The organism is Periweissella fabaria, from assembly GCF_918814575.1.
Taxonomy (GTDB): domain Bacteria; phylum Bacillota; class Bacilli; order Lactobacillales; family Lactobacillaceae; genus Periweissella; species Periweissella fabaria.
This window is the reverse complement of the sequence record NZ_CAKKNS010000002.1, coordinates 183017-203021: the sequence shown is the minus strand read 5'-3', so window position 1 is coordinate 203021 and position 20005 is coordinate 183017. Positions and strand designations below refer to the sequence as shown.

The window sequence follows — 20005 nt, the reverse complement described above, 5'->3', positions numbered from 1 at the left end:
CTTTATCACGTGATAAAAAATAATGCAAATAAAAAATCCAACAAAGTTACAATTCTTTATCGGATTTTTTAAGTTAATATTTAATAATTAAGGCTTCATACGGACGTAAGCGATATTTTTGCGTGAGTTCCGTAGTGAAGTAATTACTCAAAAGAACTTCACAATCATCACGATCCGCAGGTAATTCAATTGTCGCCGTCTCACTACCAAAGTGCGCTAAAACTAACAAATTTTCATTACCATAATGGCGAATAAACGCAAATAACTCGGGCGTTTGTTCATATGCGGGCTGATATTCACCATGTTGTAAACTTAGCGATTTTTTGCGAAGTGCAATCATATTGTGATAAAACGCAAAGACGCTATCGTCTTTTTCAATCTCATAACTGACATTAATTTTGTCATACTCACCCGGAGTCATCCAAGGGGCAACATTTGAGAACCCACCATATTCACTAGCATCCCATTGCATAGGCACGCGGTTATTGTCACTACTACGATTACGGACAACTGCAAAGGCCCGCTCAGGCGTATAACCTTTCGCTATCAAGTGGCTGTATGCCGCCTGAGTATCAGCATCTTGATATTGTTCAATATGGGTGTAAGCCGGATCTTCCATCCCGATTTCTTCTCCCATATATAACATCGGTACTCCTTGACCAGCTAAGAGAATCATCCCTAGTAGTTTAGCACCGTCTTTGTAATATTCTGGTTGGAGAATAAAGCGATTCAAGGCCCGCGATTGCTCTGAATTATCCCAAAATAACACGGATTGGCGTAACACAGTCTGATGGGCAACCCCGCCACTGTGAATCACATGACGTAAGTCTTCAAAATCGTATGGCACTAGCGTCCAGCGGTCGTCTTTTTGATAATCAATTAACAAATGCGTATCGGTATAGGTCACAAAATTAGGCTTAGCCCAAATTTTCTTAAAGCTTGTCCGAGCACTCGCATGCGTAAGTTGTTCAATAATAACTAGCACTTGCGGGAAGCGTTGAAAAACGGCATTATCCAATATATCTAAGTATTCCACGACGAGCTGTTGTCGCAAGGCGGTCCGATCGACTAATTTGGCCGGTGAGCCTAACTGTAGGTCTTTACCAATTAATTCAACGTCTTGTAATTGGAAGATACTTACTTGATGTTCAAGCCAAAATTCAAAAATCGCTTTAAATTCGGCCACTACGTCTGGATTACGCCAATCTAAGTCGGCTTGACCAAGTTTATTAATATGTAGGTAATCGTAGCCAGTTGTCCCCAAAGGCAACCAATTACGATTGCTATTTGCGGTGATGTGCTCTTGTGGACAAACTAAGTAGTAATTCTGATATTTATTATCACCCGCACTAGCTGCTTGGAACCACGGATGATCAAGCGCTGTATGATTAATTGAGAATTTAATCCCAACAGCAATATTTAATTGTTGTGCGCGGGCCACTAATTCATCAAAATCCGCTAGCGTCCCGTAAACTGGATTAATGTCACAAAACGACCGACTGGCATTCACAGTTTGGTGTGGGTCAACTAATAAACCATCAATCATGATGGCATCAACACCGAGGCGTGCTAAATAATTTAGCTTGGTTGTTATCCCAGCTAAATCACCAATACCATCGTCGTTACTATCATAAAACGATTTTATATAAATTTCATAGGTTACTTTTTCAACTGCTTTTTCCATAGCTCAATTCCTTTGACTATTTTGCAATTATCGCAAACAGTGATTTCTAACTAATTATTTTAAATACATTGCTCATCGTTAAGCTTAATTACGGTTCATGTTATATGATAAGATTTACATTATTAATAATACCATAGCTAACGTAATTTTACCGATGGTTATTGATAATCCTCATGAATCTACAATTCGTTAAACGGATTTTTTGTAACATAGGTTATACTTATATATATGAAAAACATGTGTACTGGAGGTAATTGATGGCCGGCTTATATAAACAAATTTATCAGGAATTAAAAGATGCCATTTTAGACGAAAAATACCCCGCTGAGAGCTTTTTGCCAAGTGAAAGCACATTAGCTACAACCCATAATTGCTCACGTGATACTATCCGTAAGGCACTCTTAGCACTAGAAGCGGAAGGTTATATCCAAAAACAGCGGGGCCGTGGTTCACAAGTCTTACAACATAAGTTACGAACATTTCCACTAAATGGTCTAACTAGTTATCAAGAAGTTAAAACTATTCAACAACTTGATACACAGACCCACGTTAAAACCTTTGAAATAGTCACGGTTGATGAACATCTCCACAAATTAACTGGTTTTGCCTTGAATTCGAAGATTTATCATATTGTTCGGGTTCGTGATATCAACGGTATTCCCAATATTATTGATATTGATTACCTTGCGGTTGACTTAATCCCCGGATTGACGGCAACAATTGCCAGTCAATCATTATACGCATACATTGAAGGTCAATTACAGCTTCAAATTGGCTATTCTGAAAAGCAAATTACTTGTCCATTGTTGTCTTCGCAAGACCGTGAATTAATGACTGACCTCCCTGCCGAAGAAAACCGGGTTATTCAAGTTGAAAGTAGCTCATATTTAGCAGATACAACTCTCTTTCAACATACATTAAGTAAACACCGCCCAGATCAATTTAAGTTCGAAGAGTTTGCTCGACGTCAAAGTTATTAAAAAAACGACTGAAAATATATTTTCAGTCGTTTTTTTGGTTCTATACTTTTTGGTACTGATGGCCATGACTTAAGTCATGGGTGTCAGTTAATAGGAAACTAGTCTTTTTATTTGTGTATTTTAAGTAAATTTACGGATATGAGTCCATCATTTTAATGATAAACACTTAAATTTCAGATAAAAATTCTTGTAATGCATCACGCCAACTAGGTATATCAAAACCTAATGCCTTTGACTTATCCAAACTCATCACTGAATGCTTAGGTCGATAGGCTTTTTGTGGAAAATCTGCGCTTGATACTGGTACAATCTCTACAGGTGTATCCTTTAGAATCTCACTAGCAAATTCAAACCATGTTGCTGTCTCATCATTTGATAAATTATAAATTCCCAAATCAGCTTTAATTTCTATAAGATAAAGCATGAACTCTGCTAATGTACGTGTCCAAGTTGGCCGACCAACTTGATCATTAACCACCGTAAGTTTTGAATGGTTAGCAGCTAATTTCTGCATCGTGTACACAAAATTATTACCGAACTCGCCAAATACCCAACTGGTACGCACGATATAGGCATCTACTCCACTTTCGATAACTGCTAATTCACCAGCTAATTTGGCTCGACCGTATGCATTTTGAGGATTAACCGCATCAATCTCACGATACTCACCATTATTAAGACCATCAAAGACATAGTCCGTTGACACTGCGACTAGTTTAGCCCCATGTAACTTGGCCGCATCCGCAACATTCTTAGTTCCATCGACGTTGACTTGCCAATTGATAGCGCGTCCCTCGTCTTCTGCCAAGTCGACCTTGGTATACGCAGCTGCATGCAAAACAACATCTGGTTTCTCTGTCGCAAAAGCATCCATTACCGCTGTGCGATTAGTAATATCTAACTGGTTAGAATCAAATGAAACAAATGATAACTCACGTTTTTGTAGAAGTTGTTGCAATTCTTGACCTAGTTGGCCATGTGCTCCTGTAATTAAGTATTTCATGGTTCCTCCGAAAAAAGTCAGCTTATGCGTTTTTTTTATTATTGATTATTCTGTGCATATTTTGCTTCAACTGCAGCCTTTTCATCTTGCCACCATGCTTGATGCTCTTTATACCACTTGATTGTATCTGCCAGACCAGTTGCAAAGTCAGTGTATTTTGGTTCCCAACCAAGCTCTTCACGAATCTTAGTGGCATCAATGGCATAACGTAAATCATGACCCGCACGATCTTGAACAAAGTAAAAATCATTTTCATCTTTGCCCATGTCCTTTAAGATGTCATGTAGAACGCTAAGATTATCTTTTTCTCCATCAGCACCCACTAGGTAGGTTTGGCCTATTTTACCCTTGGTCAAAATAGCCCAAACAGCTGTGGCGTGATCATAAGTATGAATCCAGTCACGGACATTCTTACCAGAACCGTATAACTTAGGCTTGCTTCCTGAAATAATATTAGTTACTTGCCGAGGAATGAACTTCTCAATGTGTTGATATGGTCCATAGTTATTTGAAGTGTTTGAGATGGTTGCTTGTAATCCAAATGAACGAACCCACGCACGAACTAACAAATCAGAACCAGCTTTGGTTGATGAATAAGGGCTTGAAGGCTTGTACTGTGATTCAGAAGTAAACTTCTCACCAATACCTTCACCATGACCCGGCAAATCCTCTCGTAATGGTAAATCACCATAGACTTCATCTGTTGAAACATGATGGAAGCGCTTGTTATACTTACGCGCTGCTTCAATCAATGTATACGTTCCAATAATATTCGTTTGTAAGAATGGTGATGGATCTTTAAGTGAATTATCATTATGACTTTCTGCGGCATAGTGAATAACAGCATCTGTCTTCGCTACTAACTTATCCACTAATGGAGCATCTGTAATGTCACCAACGACTAACTCCATGCGATTGGTTGGTAAACCAGCTAAATTTTCCTTGTTACCAGCATATGTTAGTTTGTCAAGAACCGTGACGAAAACATCGGGATGTTCGTCAATAATATAACGGACAAAGTTGGCCCCAATAAATCCAGCTCCACCGGTTACTAAAATATTTTTATATTCCATTATTAATTATCCTCCTATTTACAATTGCTCTGGTTTAAGTGGTTGAACATCCTTTAAGAGGGGATGTTGCTTATCTGCTTCACTAACTTCAGCATTATCAACGTCATCCCATGTAATTCCAAGGGTTGGGTCAGCATAATTTACAAAAGCATATTTAGTTTTTAATTCTAATGCCCAATAATCGTTAACAAGATAAGAATATGAAACAGTATCACTCAAAACTTGGAACCCATTAGCAACTCCACGTGGTACATAGATCCCCTTGCTAGCATCAATAATCGTCTGGTAAACATGACCAAAAGAATTACCCTCGCGTAAATCAACCCAAGTCCCAAGGACGCGGCCGTTGTCAGCGACAGAAATATACTTGTCCCATGGTTCAGCATGGAGACCACGCAGAACACCTTTTCGTGACAAAGAGACATTATTTTGTAATTTATCAGCTTTGAAGAATGATTCTGGAAAACCTAATGGTATCATCTTTTCTTTTTGGAAATTTTCCTTAAACCACCCACGATTGTCACCATGAACCGGAATATCAAACTCAATCAATCCAGGAATAGACTCAATTGGGCGTGACGCTAATTCTTTTTCAAAAAATGTATCAGTCATCTTACTTTCTCCCTTCTGCAACAATTCGCATCAAATATTGTCCGTAATCATTTTTCTTCAATGGTTGGGCAAGTTTTTCCAGTTGGTTAATATCGATGTATCTCATCCGATACGCGATTTCTTCCAGTGAGGCCACCTTCAAATTTTGTTGCTTCTGAATGGTTGCAATGAAAGATGATGCCTCTAGTAAAGAATCATGTGTTCCAGTATCCAACCAAGCATAACCACGTCCCATAACTTGAACATCCAAATCTCCACGATCCAAATACGCTTGGTTAATATCAGAAATTTCAATTTCCCCACGTGCTGATGGCTGCACTTTAGCTGCTATTTTAACAACGTCATTATCGTAAAAGTAAAGTCCCGTCACAGCGTAATTAGACTTGGGTTCGGCTGGCTTCTCGACGATCGATAGAGCCTTACCATTTCCATCAAATTCAACCACCCCAAACCGTTCAGGATCCTTAACTTGATATCCAAAGACCGTTGCTCCAGATGTTTTCAAAGCGGATGATTGTAATTTTTCAGAAAGAGTAGCACCATAAAAAATATTATCTCCCAATACTAAAGCCACTGAATCAGTACCTATAAAATCAGCACCTATAATGAATGCATCAGCCAAACCACGTGGCTCTTCTTGAATAGAATATTCAATATTTATACCAAGCTGATTACCATTACCGAATAATTCTTCAAACTGTCCAACATATTCTGGTGTTGAAATTAACAAAATATCTTTGATACCTGCCAACATCAATACTGATAATGGATAATAAATCATAGGCTTGTCATAGATTGGTACCAATTGTTTACTTGTTGCTTTAGTGATCGGGTAAAGTCTTGTTCCTGAACCTCCGGCTAGAATAATTCCTTTCATTTCTTCTCCTCAATCGTTCAAATTAAATTATGTTATTCTGTATCTCGAATCTATTATCTATTCAAAGACTAATAGACTATAATTTTGTCTGTAAAATTGTTTGAATAACTTGCCAAGTTTCTTCAACAACATCATCAATATCGTTATCAGCGTTGATAATCTTAAATCTCTCTGGATTATCATTAGCAATGATTAGATAAGATTCACTTACACGCTGATGGAAGGCAAGTGTTTCCTCGTCTAAACGATTCACTTCGTTCATTCGAGTATTTTTAATTCTCTGAATACCTATTTCGGGCCTAACATTAAAATAAATTGTGTAGTCTGGTAAAGTACCTTCGATAGCAAACTTATTAATATCTATCACCGTATCCATACCAATTTCTCTACCACCCCCTTGATAGGCAACAGAACTATCAACATAACGATCCGTTATAACTATCTTCCCATCTTCTAAAGCTGGTAGAATAGTTTGCACAACGTGTTGTCGTCGTGCTGCAGCAAATAACAAGACTTCTGTACGATCATCCATGTCATCAGAACTTGAATTAAGCACCAACTCACGAATAGATTCCGCTGTCTTATTGTTAGTACCACCTGGTTCACGAGTAAACAGTAACCGATCACCAAGTATAGGAGTTAAACGTTGCATTATCCTTCTTAAAACGGAAGTTTTGCCAGCACCATCTGGCCCTTCAAATGATATTAATATGCCACTTTCTTTCATAATATTATTTCTCCTGTTTATTTACTAAATTATTTATCAGAATGACAAGTGTGCTAAATAGGGAATAGACTCAATAAATTGGGGTCCCCAAATTATTAGATGGGTATAAATAAAAATAGGGACTAATAACATAAACCAAAATATAATTTGCTTTGCATGTGAGGTAAATTGACTTGCTTTTTCAAAATAAATAGCCACAATTAATATTAAAAAAATCATTGACTCACGGGGAATACGAGAATAATCTGGTGCTAATAATATTAACGGGATAGACAATAATGACATCCATGATGCAACTGCTAATACACTTAACTTTTGTCCCGTTTTAACATCACCTACCATTACCTGATATTGACTGGTAATAGTTTTCGCAATCCATGATGTGCCAGTACTCGTTATAATAATCAGTAACTGAGTTGAAATTCTTGTCCCTCTACTATAACTAGTTGTAAGCCGGTGCATCAGACTTCCCTTATCCACAAAACTTAATGAGGTAGTTATCAAACTAACAAATAGGTTATTACCGCCGACTAATACAATACCCACAATGATGCCTGTTATAACAGCAATAATAATTAACAAGCGGTTCCACAAGCGTTGGGGGACTAAGATAAACGGTACTATAAACAAAAAAAAGTACCCAGATGTATGTATTTGAGCTCCGGCAATGTCTAATACAATGAATATGAGAATACCTATAGGTGTCTTACTTTTTAAAAAACTAAGCCCTAATAATACAAGTGCAATCATCATGAGATTTCTAATTTGAGTTGTTAAATTAAAAAATAACATAATTCCAAATAGAGCAGATACAATCGATATATTCGAAGTAAATCTCATAATGGCGATTACTAAAATTAAAAAAGCAACATAAGTGAATATTGCTCGGAATTCGGAATACCCCAGTCCTAAACGGTATGCCTGTATCCCCAATTGAGTGTACCCATATTCAAAGACAGAAGGAATACCTAATGGAGCAGAAACATAACCAGCTTGATAATTTGCGTAATCTGTTGTGGTGTAAGGATCTACATTAGCAGCTAAAAACGCTAATACTCCAAATCCGCATAATCCGATTAACTGATTCCTTTTAGGTTTCAAGGCCCCTACAATAAAATTTAAAATGATACTGATAATATATAACATTATTTTCGTAAAGCCCTCTTTAATAACTGTCTACTTTGGGGTATAACACACAAAAATAGCAATACTATGACAAATAGCATTGTTACATAGATACCAATCAATACTAGTAACTTTATCCATGTTTGATTAATCTCAATATCTTGTTTAACCATAGTACCTATAAATACTGCTAAGCAGGTGATTACCGTCACCTTTATCAATGTTAAAAGGTAAATTTTTAAATTATTTTTCAAAGCCAAGCGTTGTACAATATAGCCTTCCCAAATAAAATTAATACCAACATTAGCTACAATGGTACCAATTAAGACTCCGTTAACCCCAAATTTATATTTTACGACTAAAATTAACGATAATAATAAATTCACCCCTGCCTCAATCAAAGATTTATATCTTAATGGCCAAAATAGACCATAAGCCGTAATATACGATATTGATATTTGCCGAATTTGATTAGTATAAAAGGTTATGATCAACAGTATCGTGGTAGTGGAGTCAAAAATATAACTAGGGCCAAGCCAAATTTGAATTAAACTATCAAAAAATAATGACATCCCTAAGACTAGAGACACCGTAAGTAGACTACTTCCAGCAAACAACTGAAAGAAAATATCCGTCTGTCTCTTTATAGAATTACTAGCACGTAGATTTCCTATTGACGCAGTTAAACCTGATTGAATCGCATTCATTAATGAAATAATACCTGCAATAATAATCATATAATTACTATACTGTCCTACAAGAGCCAAGCCAATAAACGTAGACAAAATGATATTGTCTGATCCAGATAAGATAATCCCACCAAATTTTGCAGACATCATACCAAATACATTTTTTTTTAGCGTATCCCCTATGTTTTTAGGTATCACATACGAGGTCTTATTCCTTGTAAAAGGATAATGTTTTCTCACCAAAAGTGTTATAACTAGATTTAGAGTAAAAGTGTTAATTATTTGGACTATTAAATATAGTATGAAATTATGCCACTGTATCAAGACAAAAATTTGCAGTCCTTGGAACAACGTTGCAAATATAAATTTCAATCCAACGTTAACAAAATTTTTTTGGTCAGATGCTAATAACGTTTGACTCGTCACCATCCAATAAGAGAGTGCCGAATTAAACACAAATAATATGAATCCAAATTGTGCGAAGTCTGGTAATTTACCTTTAATGAAATATCCTAAAAAGAAACTCAATACAAACCCCAGTACTAAAACAACCAGCCCTATAAGTCGATATATTCTTTCAAAAAAATGTAATAACTCATTAATAAGATCATATTGTTTATTTGATACAGGTATATACATTGCCGCCGTAATAGCACTACCAATACCTAACTCCGCAAATGACAAAACACTAAGTAAATTAGTATATAATCCATTAAGACCATTATAGGTGTTACCCAAAGTATTTATAAAAATAGCCCTCGTGATGAAACTTAGTAGTAACATTATTGGTTGGCTAAATGTAGCGACTATTACATTTATTTTAGCTGCGTCACTTCGTGTAGTTGAATTAATCCATTCTTTCTTGCTCTTAATCATTTAGTCACACTTTTTTTAAAGAATTGAAATTTATCATCTTTTACCGGATTATACCGAATTGCTTCAGAAATACCTTTCAAAGCTGCCGTTATTTTTTTGAACGGGTGCTCATAAGCAAAACTTAATATAATCATTTTTAGTGTGAATTTTACAACACCTATATTATTAAAAAATTCAGGATATCGTTTCCTAATAATTATAGAGTTACGATAAATGTAATACTGCCGCATTTCAGAGTGCTCTGTAATATTATTGAGATTAAACAGATTACTAAGAAATCTTGCATATTTTATATTGGTCGGCTGTTTCCCAACATCATGCTTCATCTTAAGCGAATCAATTTGCCAAATATCATATCCCGTCAACTGTAATTTATAATTAAAATCAAAATCAACTTGGTCAATGAATAAATCGTTATCAAAGCCCCCAACTTTATCCCATGCCCCAATATTAATTAGGTTTCCTGATGCGATAATGCGAGTCACCTTATGTACATCCAAGTCACCTTCACGTGGTAAATAACGCATGCCAAGTATTCCTGTAGTTTTGCTCTGGAATTGTGGTAAATTAGTCATTTTGAGATACGTATTTTCAGGAATAATAGTATCTTGATCTAACATCAAAACCCATTTGTTACCATTATCTTGATAATGTTTTACCCCAACATTTTGTGCATAAGCAATTCCCATGTTGTTATCAAGGGCAATAATGACTACATTTTTATTCTTCGCAATAGCTTTAATTTCATTAATATTTTGAGAACAATTGTCAACAATCAAAACATCATTAAACTGATTTAGCACCGCTAAAATATTTTGAGTTAATCTCTCAATTTCAGGATTATACGTCACAATAATTGCACCAATACTTTGGGATTCCGTCATAATCAAATTTTCTCCTTAATAATATAATGCCTGTCCTTTAATAACTCTTCGTCTGCGTAGTATCGAAATCCACCATATAACTTCATCACGTACTCATCAGAATATTGAGGTAAGTTAACAGTAATATCATTAAATATCCCTTTGGAGCCATTTCCCCAGACATAACTTGGTATCATTTCCTTTTCTCGATAAGTACCCATATAAGTACCACTATAATTACTTTTATCCATATCATAGCGAGAGAGAGTTTTCTCAATTTTTTGCTTTATTTTCGTTGGATTTAAGCGCAAAAAATGACTCACTAGTTGCGCTATCTCTGTTTGGAATTTATGAATCATAGTCTGACGACGAATCGGATTAATCGTATCGGCGTAAGTAATCGTTAGTAAACCACGGAGGACATACAATTTATTAAAAAAAAGTTTACGTACCCAGCGATTATTAGGTGATCCATCAATTGGTGCGATATCAATTGACGGGTGAGCTGATTGATTCTTTAAATCCATGATGTCAATCACATCATAATTTAAATTTTCCACGCGCGCGATAGTATATTTAAATTTATCATCCATAGAAAAATGCTTCACGTTATAGCAGATATCATCGTTTTCCAATTGAAATTTTTGTTTCTTTACCATGTCTAAAAATATTTTAAAATCTTTTCGAGGCATTGCAATATCAACATCATCATCATATGGTATAAATCCTTGATAATATTTAGTTCCTAGTACTGTACCGCCAGTTACAAAATAGGTTAACTTATTTTTTTGAAAAAACTCAATCATACTAGCCATTAGAGTAACTTGACTTTTTTGAAGGAGTGGTAATTGACTAGTATCCTTTAAAGCGTCTTTAAGTATCTTACTATCCATCATTCATCTCTCCAAAAACAAAGTTTCGTATTGTTGACTAATCTTTTTCCAATCATATTCAGTTTCCACACGTTTCTGAGCTAGATGATGATACTCATTGATTTGGTCACTATTCAATTTATCTGCAGTTTCAATTAAATGAGCCAAACTAAAGTCTTGCAACGTCCAATACAATGACGAGTCCTGTCCGACATAATGATTAAAATTAACGTCGTATAGTAAATTTAATTTTGTTGTACTGAGTGCTTCCAATAAACTAGGATTGGTACCACCTACTGAATGTCCATGAATATATGCATAGGCGTACGTCCGGATAGAAGATAACAATTCGGGATCATAGACAGTACCCGCAAATATGATTCTTGGATCTCGTTCAAAGTCAGTCTTATTTTTTAAATCATTAAAAAATTTACCTTCAGGGCGTGTTATAATAACGAGTTTTTTATTTGTATTAGAACGTATGAATTCTTTTAAAATTGTTTCATAATTATTTTCAGGTATAAATCTACCAACAACCAAATAATAATCATTTTCACTTATATTATGTAATTGTAACCAATCTAATCTTTTACGGTGAAGTGAATCACTCCCCACTTTGGGTTTCTTTACACCATAAGCAATATATTTTGACGTGAAATCAACGTCAACGTAAACCTTTCGTAAATAATCTTCAATACCAGGATTATCAGAAACAATTAAGTCTGCCGTTTTAACCATACTTGACTCAGCCACTTTTAAATAAGTACGGATTGGTTTAATCCATTTCGCTCGTTTCCATTCTAATCCATCAGGATTAACGAATACCTGAATATCTAATTTTCTAAAGGTTGGTACAAAAAATTGTAATAATGGTCCAATAGTATTCCCTAAAATATAGATTATTGATCCCTGAATTGAATGTTTTTTAACATATTTAATGACCCATAAAATGGATTTTATGTCATACATAATTGGTGTGGTAGGACCAAATTCACCTACATCAATTTGGAATACAGTTGCACCATGATACTCAAAAGTAGGTTCTTCTATAATAGGAGTACTGTTTTTTCTTTGACTAGCCACAAAATATTTAATTTCTGTGCTTTCTCTGTTTTCAACGAGTTCTTGAGCAAAGGTCTCAAATCCACCATACTTTGCTGGTATACCTCGAGACCCAACAATAAAAACATTTTTAGTCATATTGTACATTTACCCCATTTACAAACTGTTTATATATCATATACTTATCTTCCACTCCCTAATCTTCAAATCATAATCTAATTTATTAATTCTATTTAATATCACCATAGCCATAGCCATAGCCATAGCCAACACTTTCTTTGGGCTCTGTACGCGTAACAATCCCTAAAATTGATCCTTCTACATGCTTTATTAACTCAACAGTTCTCTTTAAAGCTAACTTTGTTGTTTTACCATATTTAACAACAATAACCACTCCATCCACTTTGGTAGCTAAAATCTGAGTATCAGCTACCAAAGTAACTGGTGGAGTATCTAAAATAACGATATCATACATATCTTCAACAGCATTTAAAAAATCAGCCATTTTCTTACTACCAAGCAACTCAACTGGATTTGGTGGAATTGGCCCACTGGTAATAACACTTAAATTATCTATAGCTGTTTCTTTAATTACATTTTCTAAACTTGTCTGTCCTGACAAGAAGTTAGTCAAGCCCTGAATATTTTCAAAATCAAAAGTTGCGTGTAAAGTTGGACGTCGTAAATCTACATCAATAAACAATACTTTTTTACCTGATTGTGCCCATGCTGTTGCAAGATTTGCGCTAACCATTGACTTTCCATCTGACATTTCTGGAGATGTTACAATTATAGATTTCATTTTTTCACGAGCAACAGACGCAAATTCAATATTTGTTTTGATCATTCGAACTTGTTCGGCTGCAACACTCTTGGAATCTACAAAATTAACTAGTCGTGTCCCAAATTTTTGTGTATACTTATCAACCTTTTTTAATTTTTTGCGTTTATTAAATAAATTCATAATTTCCTCTTTATACTCTGCGACGATGCATCTTTTTGTCATTCATAATTTTTTTATCCAAATTTTCTTGAATATACTCTCGATATGTTGGAACCTTCTCTACCATGAAAAGCGTACCTAAATCATTTATATTTAAATCATTCGTATAAAAATCAATTGACTTAACTGATCTATCTGTAATTTCCCTAACAACTAAAATCATAAATCCTATAATGGCACCAAAAACAAAACCCAATAATGTAATTAATTTCATATTTGGAGATATTGGTTTATTATTTACTAATGCTTTTGATACAATTGATACATTTTTCACACTCATTAATTTTACAATCTTATTTTTAAATACTTTGGCTATCTCATTAGCAATATCAGCTGCTTCTTGAGAATTTTTATTTTTAACAGTAATGTTAAAAACCTGTGAATTTACATCACTTGTAATACTAATTGATTTTGCTAAAGTACTAGCATCAATTTTATATTTAGCTGGCTGATAACGATATACAGCTGACTTTCCCTCTTTTAATATGATTTTTTCACCAAAACGATTACGACCGTATTCTGGTTCTTTTGCAGGTGACACAATAATTTTCTGGTTTGTTGATAAATTTTTAGCAACATTATTCAAAATAATAGGTTGAGTGATAATATTTTTATAAGTACTAATTAACTGAACGTCTGCTTGTTGAGCACCATATTGGGCACCAATATTATTATTATTATCAACACGATTAACAAGTAAAGATACTGTAGATGCATATTCTTTATTTAATACAAACTTACTAACGAAAAAAGATAACCCTCCAAAAAGAATTGCTAATATAAATATTAACAACCATCCTTTTCTAAATAACTTCCACAATTTCTGTAAATCAATAACATTTTCCATTTTGTTGATATTTCCTCAATCTATTGTTCTAGTGCCTTAGCAATTTCTGCTGAAACACGATTTTTTTCTGCTGTTGGAACAACTTCAAATGATTGTCCATTAATCATCTGGCCATTACCTTGCATATGATCTTGTGTAACTGTTTTTGAAGCATCACGATAATTAATAATTAAGTCCTGTAATTGATTAAACTGTAAATCAGTTCGTACATTCTTAGTAAACATGCTTAACAATTTAGTATCGGCAAGATTTGATGGCTTTTTAAGTTCATCGATAAGGGCCATAAGGACTAATCGTTGTCGATTTTGACGACCATAATCACCTTGCGGATCTTCATGCCGCATCCGTGAAAATTCTAATGCTTTATTTCCATCCATATGATATGTTTGTCCCTTTATAAAGGAATATCCCGCAAAGTTAAATGTTAATGGTGACATAACATCAACTCCTCCAACTTCATTAATTACCTTTTCAAGCCCCCCCATATTAATTAACACATAGAAATCAATTGGATTACCAATTAAATTTTGGACCGTTGTCATTGCTGTTCCTGCTGAGCCATAGGCATAAGCTGCATTAATCTTAGATGGACTAAACTCTGGATAACCGGCGATATCAGTCCGGGTATCACGGGCAATACTAGTGATGGTTGTTAATTGCTTGATTGGGTTTAAAGTTAGCACCATCATACTATCAGTCCGTCCCTTGTAATCACGCCCCAAAGCACCAGTATCAGTACCTAGTAGTAGGATTGATATCGGTTTCTTATTATCAACTAACGAATCACTATTACGGAGTTTTTTACCATGTGATGGGGCATAACTAGTTTCAAATAAACTACGCGCATTATGGTAATAAATGGCAAAGACTGATCCCGCTGCCACGACAACTAAAACCATTAAGATGGCGATAATTTTTAATGCCTTATGCTTTGTATGGTGTTTATGATTTTTTCTAGAATTTCTCATAATTTCTTCCTTTTAATATTTTGAAAAGAGTTTCCGCTTTCTTATTAATGTTTCATCAAAGCGTATAATAGAATCGCCATTCACAACTGCTTTGGCATTATGCTTGAAAGCACGGACATGGCGGTGATCAATTAAATTTTCTAAAGCATTAAAGGCGGCTGTCATTTCGTACTTACGTCCAGGTAAATGATGGGCATCCGATGCAATTAAATGCGTCAAACCATTTTTTATGATATCTTGCGTAAAGGCTTGAACAGATTTACCAAAAGTTCCAACTAAACTGCTAGCAGTTATTTGTGAGATTGCCCCCTGATTAATTAGTTCAAACAATTCCTCTGGACGGGCCATCAATGCGGTATTCCGTTCTGGATGGACAATAATTGGCGTAACTCCGGTTTGCAAAATTCGAAATACTAAATCATTCGTGAAGCTTGGAACTGAATTGTCTGGAAACTCTAGTAAAAAATATTTGGCAGCTTCATCGGTACCAAGAATTTCACCAGCCTTTAAATCAGCTAGTATCTCACTATTGATTCTAACTTCTTGTGATGGAAATACTTTCAAAGGAATATTATTTTCTGTTAATAATATTTGAAATTCATCTGTTAACTTAGTTACCTGTTCTGCTGGATTATCATATCTACCATTACGATGATGTGGCGTCATCAAGGCAACTTCAATACCGTCATTGACAGCTTGACGAGCGAGATCTAATGATGTTTCCCAGTTTTGACTACCATCATCAATACCTGGAAGCAAATGACTATGTATATCAATCATTCTTTCTACCGTACCTCATCTTTTATTTTTTCTTCAACGATTCCGTCACGCTTAATAACTGAAATAATTGTTTTAATAAAAATCTTAATGTCTAAATTCATAGTAAGATTTTTAACATAATTTTCATCCCAGTCAGCCTTAGTATCATCATCCATATCATCACGACCATTAATTTGCGCTAAGCCCGTTATTCCTGGCTTAACACCATCAGCATGTTTTTGCTGCCGTAATCCGATCAAATGTGTTTCCTTCAAAATTACCGGCCGTGGACCAATTACACTCATATCACCTTTTAAAACGTTAAATAATTGCGGTAATTCATCGATTGATAGCTTACGAATAAATTTACCTACTGATGTATTGTAATCCATACCATTTAAATCATTTGAGGCAACTTCCGGTGTTTCAATCTTCATTGATCTGAATTTATACAATTCAAATGGTTGTGAATTTAATCCTGCTCGTTGTTGCCGAAAAATAATTGGACCTGGTGAGTTAAGCTTAATAGCTAATGCCGTAATTAGTAAAATTGGCGAAGTTAAAATTAATAAAATAACTGCGAATAAAGTATCCGCCATTCTCTTTCCTATTTTGATATACATAAACATCTCATCCTTACAATTACTTATTTCTTATGAATATTTTAAAAAATTAACATTTATAACTTTATCACTAAATTCAAGAAAAATAAATAACGTATTAAGTTTTAATATGTATTTATTCAAAATAAAAAAGATATGTTAAGAGCTTAATTAACTCCTAACATACCTTCTATTATTAAATCCTAATCGCTAATGCTTCATATGGCCGTAGTGCATAATCCTGTTCTAAACGGACTTTTTCATAACTACTAATCAGTAATTCACCATCACTAAATTCACCAAGATCAATTACCGTTGGTTTTTCACCAAAGTGAGCAACCATCAATATTTTTTCTTCATTTATTTCGCGAATGAAAGCAAATACTTCTGGTATCGTGGTATAAACTACCTGATAGCTGCCATCAGCAATAGTAGCTTGTGTTTTACGTAGCTGAATCAACTTTTGATAGAACGTATACAAGTTATTAGGCTTTGCCAATTCAGTTGCGACATTGATATCTGTATAATCAGCTAATCCCAACCATGGTGTCCCCGTAGTAAAGCCAGCGTGAGCGGATGTATCCCATTGCATTGGCGTCCGTGCATTATCACGGGCTTTCGTCTTAACAATTGCAAATGCTTCGGCAACAGATTTACCTTGCGTTAGCAACATCTTATACGCATTATGCGCTTCAACATCATTATATTGCTCGATACTAGTAAATTCTGGATCACGCATCCCAATTTCTTCACCCATGTATATATATGGCACCCCGCGATTCAAGTGCACTACCATTGCTAGTAAACGTGCTCCTTGGCTGTAATATTGGGGATTTAAGATAAACCGATTCAAACCGCGTGGTTGATCATGATTATTCCAAAACCACGCTGGCATCCCCCCACCAGCTGCCATTCCTGTACCCCATTGATGTAACAATGTGCGTAAAGCTTCAAAGTCATATGGTATATTAGTCCATTTTTCACCATTTTCGTAATCAACTTTTAAGTGGTGAAAGCTAAATGACATTGATAGTTCATGGCGATCAGGACGCGTATATAGATTAGCGTTTTCAATCGTTGTTGAACTCAATTCCCCAACGGTAATCACATCTGCATACTTACCAAATGTTGCTTCGTTTAATTCACGAATGTAATCATGCACAATAGGTTTATCCGTATACATTAACTTTTCATTGGTCCCCGCTGGTGAATCAAGTAATTCTGGATCCTTACCAATTACGTTAATCACATCAAAGCGGAAGCCCCGGACACCCTTAGCTAGCCAGAAATCCAAAACATGCTTGAGTTCGGCAACCACGGCTGGATTACGCCAGTTTAAGTCAGCTTGTGTTGGGTCATATAAATGTAGAAAATCATATTCTGTATCGCCAAATGGCGCCCACGCTGAACCACCAAACTTTGATTGCCAGTGGTTAGGATGACTACCATCAGCTTGACGTTGGCGTAATAAAAAGTAATCTTGGTACTGTTTATCCCCTGCTAGCGCCTTTTGAAACCAGACATGCTCAGTTGAAACGTGGTTAAAAACCATATCAATAATGACCTTGATATTTAGTTTTGCCGCTTCGTTAACCAAGTGTTCAAAATCAGCCATCGTCCCAAATAAGGGATCCACTGCACAATAATCACTAATATCATAGCCATTATCATTTTGTGGTGATGGGTAAAATGGATTGAGCCAGATAAAATCAATTCCTAATTCAGCTAAATAAGGTAATTTTTCAATAATTCCTGGTAAATCTCCAACCCCATCACCATTTGAGTCTTTAAACGACTTTGGATAAGTTTGATATACAACTTGTTTGGTTAAATCTAACATATTCTATATTCTCCTCATGCAATGTGAACATTATTGGACAGCGTCTTTAAAGACATTTTTCTTAGCAACGGTTTTCGTTTTCTTATCAAGGTCTTTATCACTAAAACCAAAGAAGTAAGTGCATAAGAAACCAACTACGATAGTTGCAATTGATGCGATAACGAAAATCAATAAGTTATGAGGGTTATCTTTTGATGATGCAAATGATGGGAAACCAACTAGTGAACCAGTAAATCCGTACATGTGTAGGTGGAAGAGACCAGCAATCAAACCACCAACGGCCCCACCGATATTGGCTGTCCAGAAAACTTTCCCATATTTCAAGTTAATTCCATACATCGCAGGTTCGGTAATTCCAGCAAAGGCTGATAAGGTACCTGCTCCGGCAAGTCCTTTAAGGTTAGCATTCTTAGTTTTAAAGAAGACTGCAAGTGCTCCAGCCCCTTGGGCAATCATTGTGAAATTAACTAATGCATTTAATGGTGATTGGCCTTGTTGGGCGATTTCATTCGCAATCAAAGGCACAACCATCCAGTGTAACCCGAAGATAACAAGCACTTGGTACAAACCACCAATAATTAAACCTGATAAAGCGTAATTCCAGTTAATCAAGGCATTAACCGCCACTGAAATTCCTGATGAAAGTAATGTAATCACTGGTCCCATAATAACAAGCACCACTGAACCAACGATAAAGATAGTAAATAATGGTTGGAAAATTGAGCGGATAGCAACTGGTAAGTGTTTTTTGAAGAAGTTACCAACCGGACGAGCTAACCATGCCGCAAAAATAATTGGAAAAATTGTGTAGGCGTAGTTAGGGACAGTTATTGGTAAGCCAAAGAATGAGGCATTAATGGGCATACCAAGTAAATGTGAAGTTGCCTTACCAGTGGCAATCGCCACAACTTCTGGCTTAATAAGCAACGCTCCAATGGCTGCAACTGTCAACGGATCTGACTTCATGTGTTGGGCTGCGGTGAATCCAACTAAAACTGGTAAGAAGTAGAATGGTGCCATTGCCATTGATTGAACTAATGTAAAGGTTGTTGATGTTGGTGATACCCAACCAAGTAATTTTGGATCTGATAAAATCGTCAAGAACCCATTCAACATCCCCCCAGCGGCTAATAACCCAATTACAGGGATCATTGAACCCGTAATTGTCCCAATCAAAACTTTAAAGCCATATGCAAGCCAACCAAATAAATTAGTCGGTTTGTTATTGTTTACACCTTCAGCTTCAGCGGTCGCATTCTCAGTCGCTTCCACATCGACAACCCGATCACCTAATTGAGCAACAACTTCATCGTAGACATCAGCCACAGCTGGGCCAATTACAACTTGGTATTGACCTAATCCTTTATTGTATAGTGATCCAGCGACCCCAGCCATATCTTCAAAGGCCGCATCATTAGCTTTCTTTTCATCCTTTAAGTAAAACCGTAACCGTGTGATGCAGTGAATTACTTTATCCACATTACCCGCACCACCAACATTTTCAATAATGTTACTTGCAAGTTCTTTGTAATCTGCCATTAGC

At 35.6% G+C, this 20005-nt stretch carries 19 protein-coding genes; 1 reads left to right on the top strand and 18 read right to left on the bottom strand.

Annotated elements, in window-relative coordinates:
- Positions 1-73 precede the first annotated feature (73 nt).
- Complete coding sequence (locus LQZ75_RS03970; protein WP_230096559.1) at positions 74-1684, bottom strand: alpha-amylase family glycosyl hydrolase; 1611 nt, start codon at positions 1682-1684, stop codon at positions 74-76.
- Positions 1685-1941: 257 nt separating this feature from the next.
- Between LQZ75_RS03970 and treR the strand changes: the two genes are divergently transcribed.
- Complete coding sequence (treR, locus tag LQZ75_RS03965) at positions 1942-2664, top strand: trehalose operon repressor (protein ID WP_230096558.1); 723 nt, start codon at positions 1942-1944, stop codon at positions 2662-2664.
- A gap of 166 nt (positions 2665-2830) precedes the next feature.
- Here the strand turns inward: treR and rfbD are convergent, their stop codons facing one another.
- The 17 genes from rfbD to LQZ75_RS03880 form a co-directional block, all read right to left on the bottom strand.
- A complete protein-coding gene (gene rfbD, locus LQZ75_RS03960) occupies positions 2831-3667 on the bottom strand; it encodes a dTDP-4-dehydrorhamnose reductase (protein WP_230096557.1) in 837 nt (278 codons plus the stop codon).
- A 38-nt stretch (positions 3668-3705) separates the two neighbouring features.
- Positions 3706-4740, bottom strand: coding sequence for a dTDP-glucose 4,6-dehydratase (gene rfbB / locus LQZ75_RS03955; RefSeq protein WP_230096556.1), 1035 nt, complete (start codon positions 4738-4740; stop codon positions 3706-3708).
- A gap of 18 nt (positions 4741-4758) precedes the next feature.
- Positions 4759-5352 carry a dTDP-4-dehydrorhamnose 3,5-epimerase family protein gene (locus tag LQZ75_RS03950; protein WP_230096555.1) on the bottom strand — a complete coding sequence of 198 codons (594 nt, stop codon included), beginning with the start codon at positions 5350-5352 and terminating at the stop codon, positions 4759-4761.
- A gap of 1 nt (position 5353) precedes the next feature.
- Positions 5354-6229: a glucose-1-phosphate thymidylyltransferase RfbA gene (gene rfbA / locus LQZ75_RS03945; protein WP_230096554.1), complete on the bottom strand. Its 876-nt coding sequence runs from the start codon at positions 6227-6229 to the stop codon at positions 5354-5356.
- 76 nt (positions 6230-6305) lie between these two features.
- On the bottom strand, positions 6306-6956 hold the full coding sequence (tmk, locus tag LQZ75_RS03940; protein WP_230096553.1) for a dTMP kinase: 651 nt from the start codon (positions 6954-6956) through the stop codon (positions 6306-6308).
- 36 nt (positions 6957-6992) lie between these two features.
- A complete protein-coding gene (locus LQZ75_RS03935; protein ID WP_230096552.1) occupies positions 6993-8102 on the bottom strand; it encodes an EpsG family protein in 1110 nt (369 codons plus the stop codon).
- Positions 8102-9646, bottom strand: a complete 1545-nt coding sequence (locus tag LQZ75_RS03930) for a lipopolysaccharide biosynthesis protein (protein WP_230096551.1) — start codon at positions 9644-9646, stop codon at positions 8102-8104. The genes LQZ75_RS03935 and LQZ75_RS03930 overlap by 1 nt, the downstream gene beginning before the upstream one ends.
- A complete protein-coding gene (locus tag LQZ75_RS03925; protein ID WP_230096550.1) occupies positions 9643-10530 on the bottom strand; it encodes a glycosyltransferase in 888 nt (295 codons plus the stop codon). The genes LQZ75_RS03930 and LQZ75_RS03925 overlap by 4 nt, the downstream gene beginning before the upstream one ends.
- A gap of 2 nt (positions 10531-10532) precedes the next feature.
- On the bottom strand, positions 10533-11405 hold the full coding sequence (locus LQZ75_RS03920) for a LicD family protein (protein WP_230096549.1): 873 nt from the start codon (positions 11403-11405) through the stop codon (positions 10533-10535).
- Complete coding sequence (gene cps2T / locus LQZ75_RS03915; RefSeq protein ID WP_230096548.1) at positions 11406-12581, bottom strand: beta 1-4 rhamnosyltransferase Cps2T; 1176 nt, start codon at positions 12579-12581, stop codon at positions 11406-11408.
- 91 nt (positions 12582-12672) lie between these two features.
- Entirely contained in the window at positions 12673-13407 is a 735-nt protein-coding gene (locus LQZ75_RS03910; protein ID WP_230096547.1) for a CpsD/CapB family tyrosine-protein kinase, read from the bottom strand.
- A 10-nt stretch (positions 13408-13417) separates the two neighbouring features.
- Entirely contained in the window at positions 13418-14293 is an 876-nt protein-coding gene (locus LQZ75_RS03905; RefSeq protein WP_230096546.1) for a YveK family protein, read from the bottom strand.
- Between the two features lie 20 nt (positions 14294-14313).
- A complete protein-coding gene (locus tag LQZ75_RS03900) occupies positions 14314-15261 on the bottom strand; it encodes an LCP family glycopolymer transferase (RefSeq protein ID WP_230096545.1) in 948 nt (315 codons plus the stop codon).
- 12 nt (positions 15262-15273) lie between these two features.
- Positions 15274-16041, bottom strand: coding sequence for a tyrosine-protein phosphatase (locus LQZ75_RS03895; RefSeq protein WP_230096544.1), 768 nt, complete (start codon positions 16039-16041; stop codon positions 15274-15276).
- 5 nt (positions 16042-16046) lie between these two features.
- On the bottom strand, positions 16047-16619 hold the full coding sequence (locus tag LQZ75_RS03890; RefSeq protein WP_432443438.1) for a sugar transferase: 573 nt from the start codon (positions 16617-16619) through the stop codon (positions 16047-16049).
- Between the two features lie 199 nt (positions 16620-16818).
- Positions 16819-18462, bottom strand: coding sequence for an alpha,alpha-phosphotrehalase (locus LQZ75_RS03885; protein ID WP_230096542.1), 1644 nt, complete (start codon positions 18460-18462; stop codon positions 16819-16821).
- Between the two features lie 30 nt (positions 18463-18492).
- On the bottom strand, positions 18493-20001 hold the full coding sequence (locus tag LQZ75_RS03880; protein ID WP_230096541.1) for a PTS transporter subunit EIIC: 1509 nt from the start codon (positions 19999-20001) through the stop codon (positions 18493-18495).
- Positions 20002-20005 lie beyond the last annotated feature (4 nt).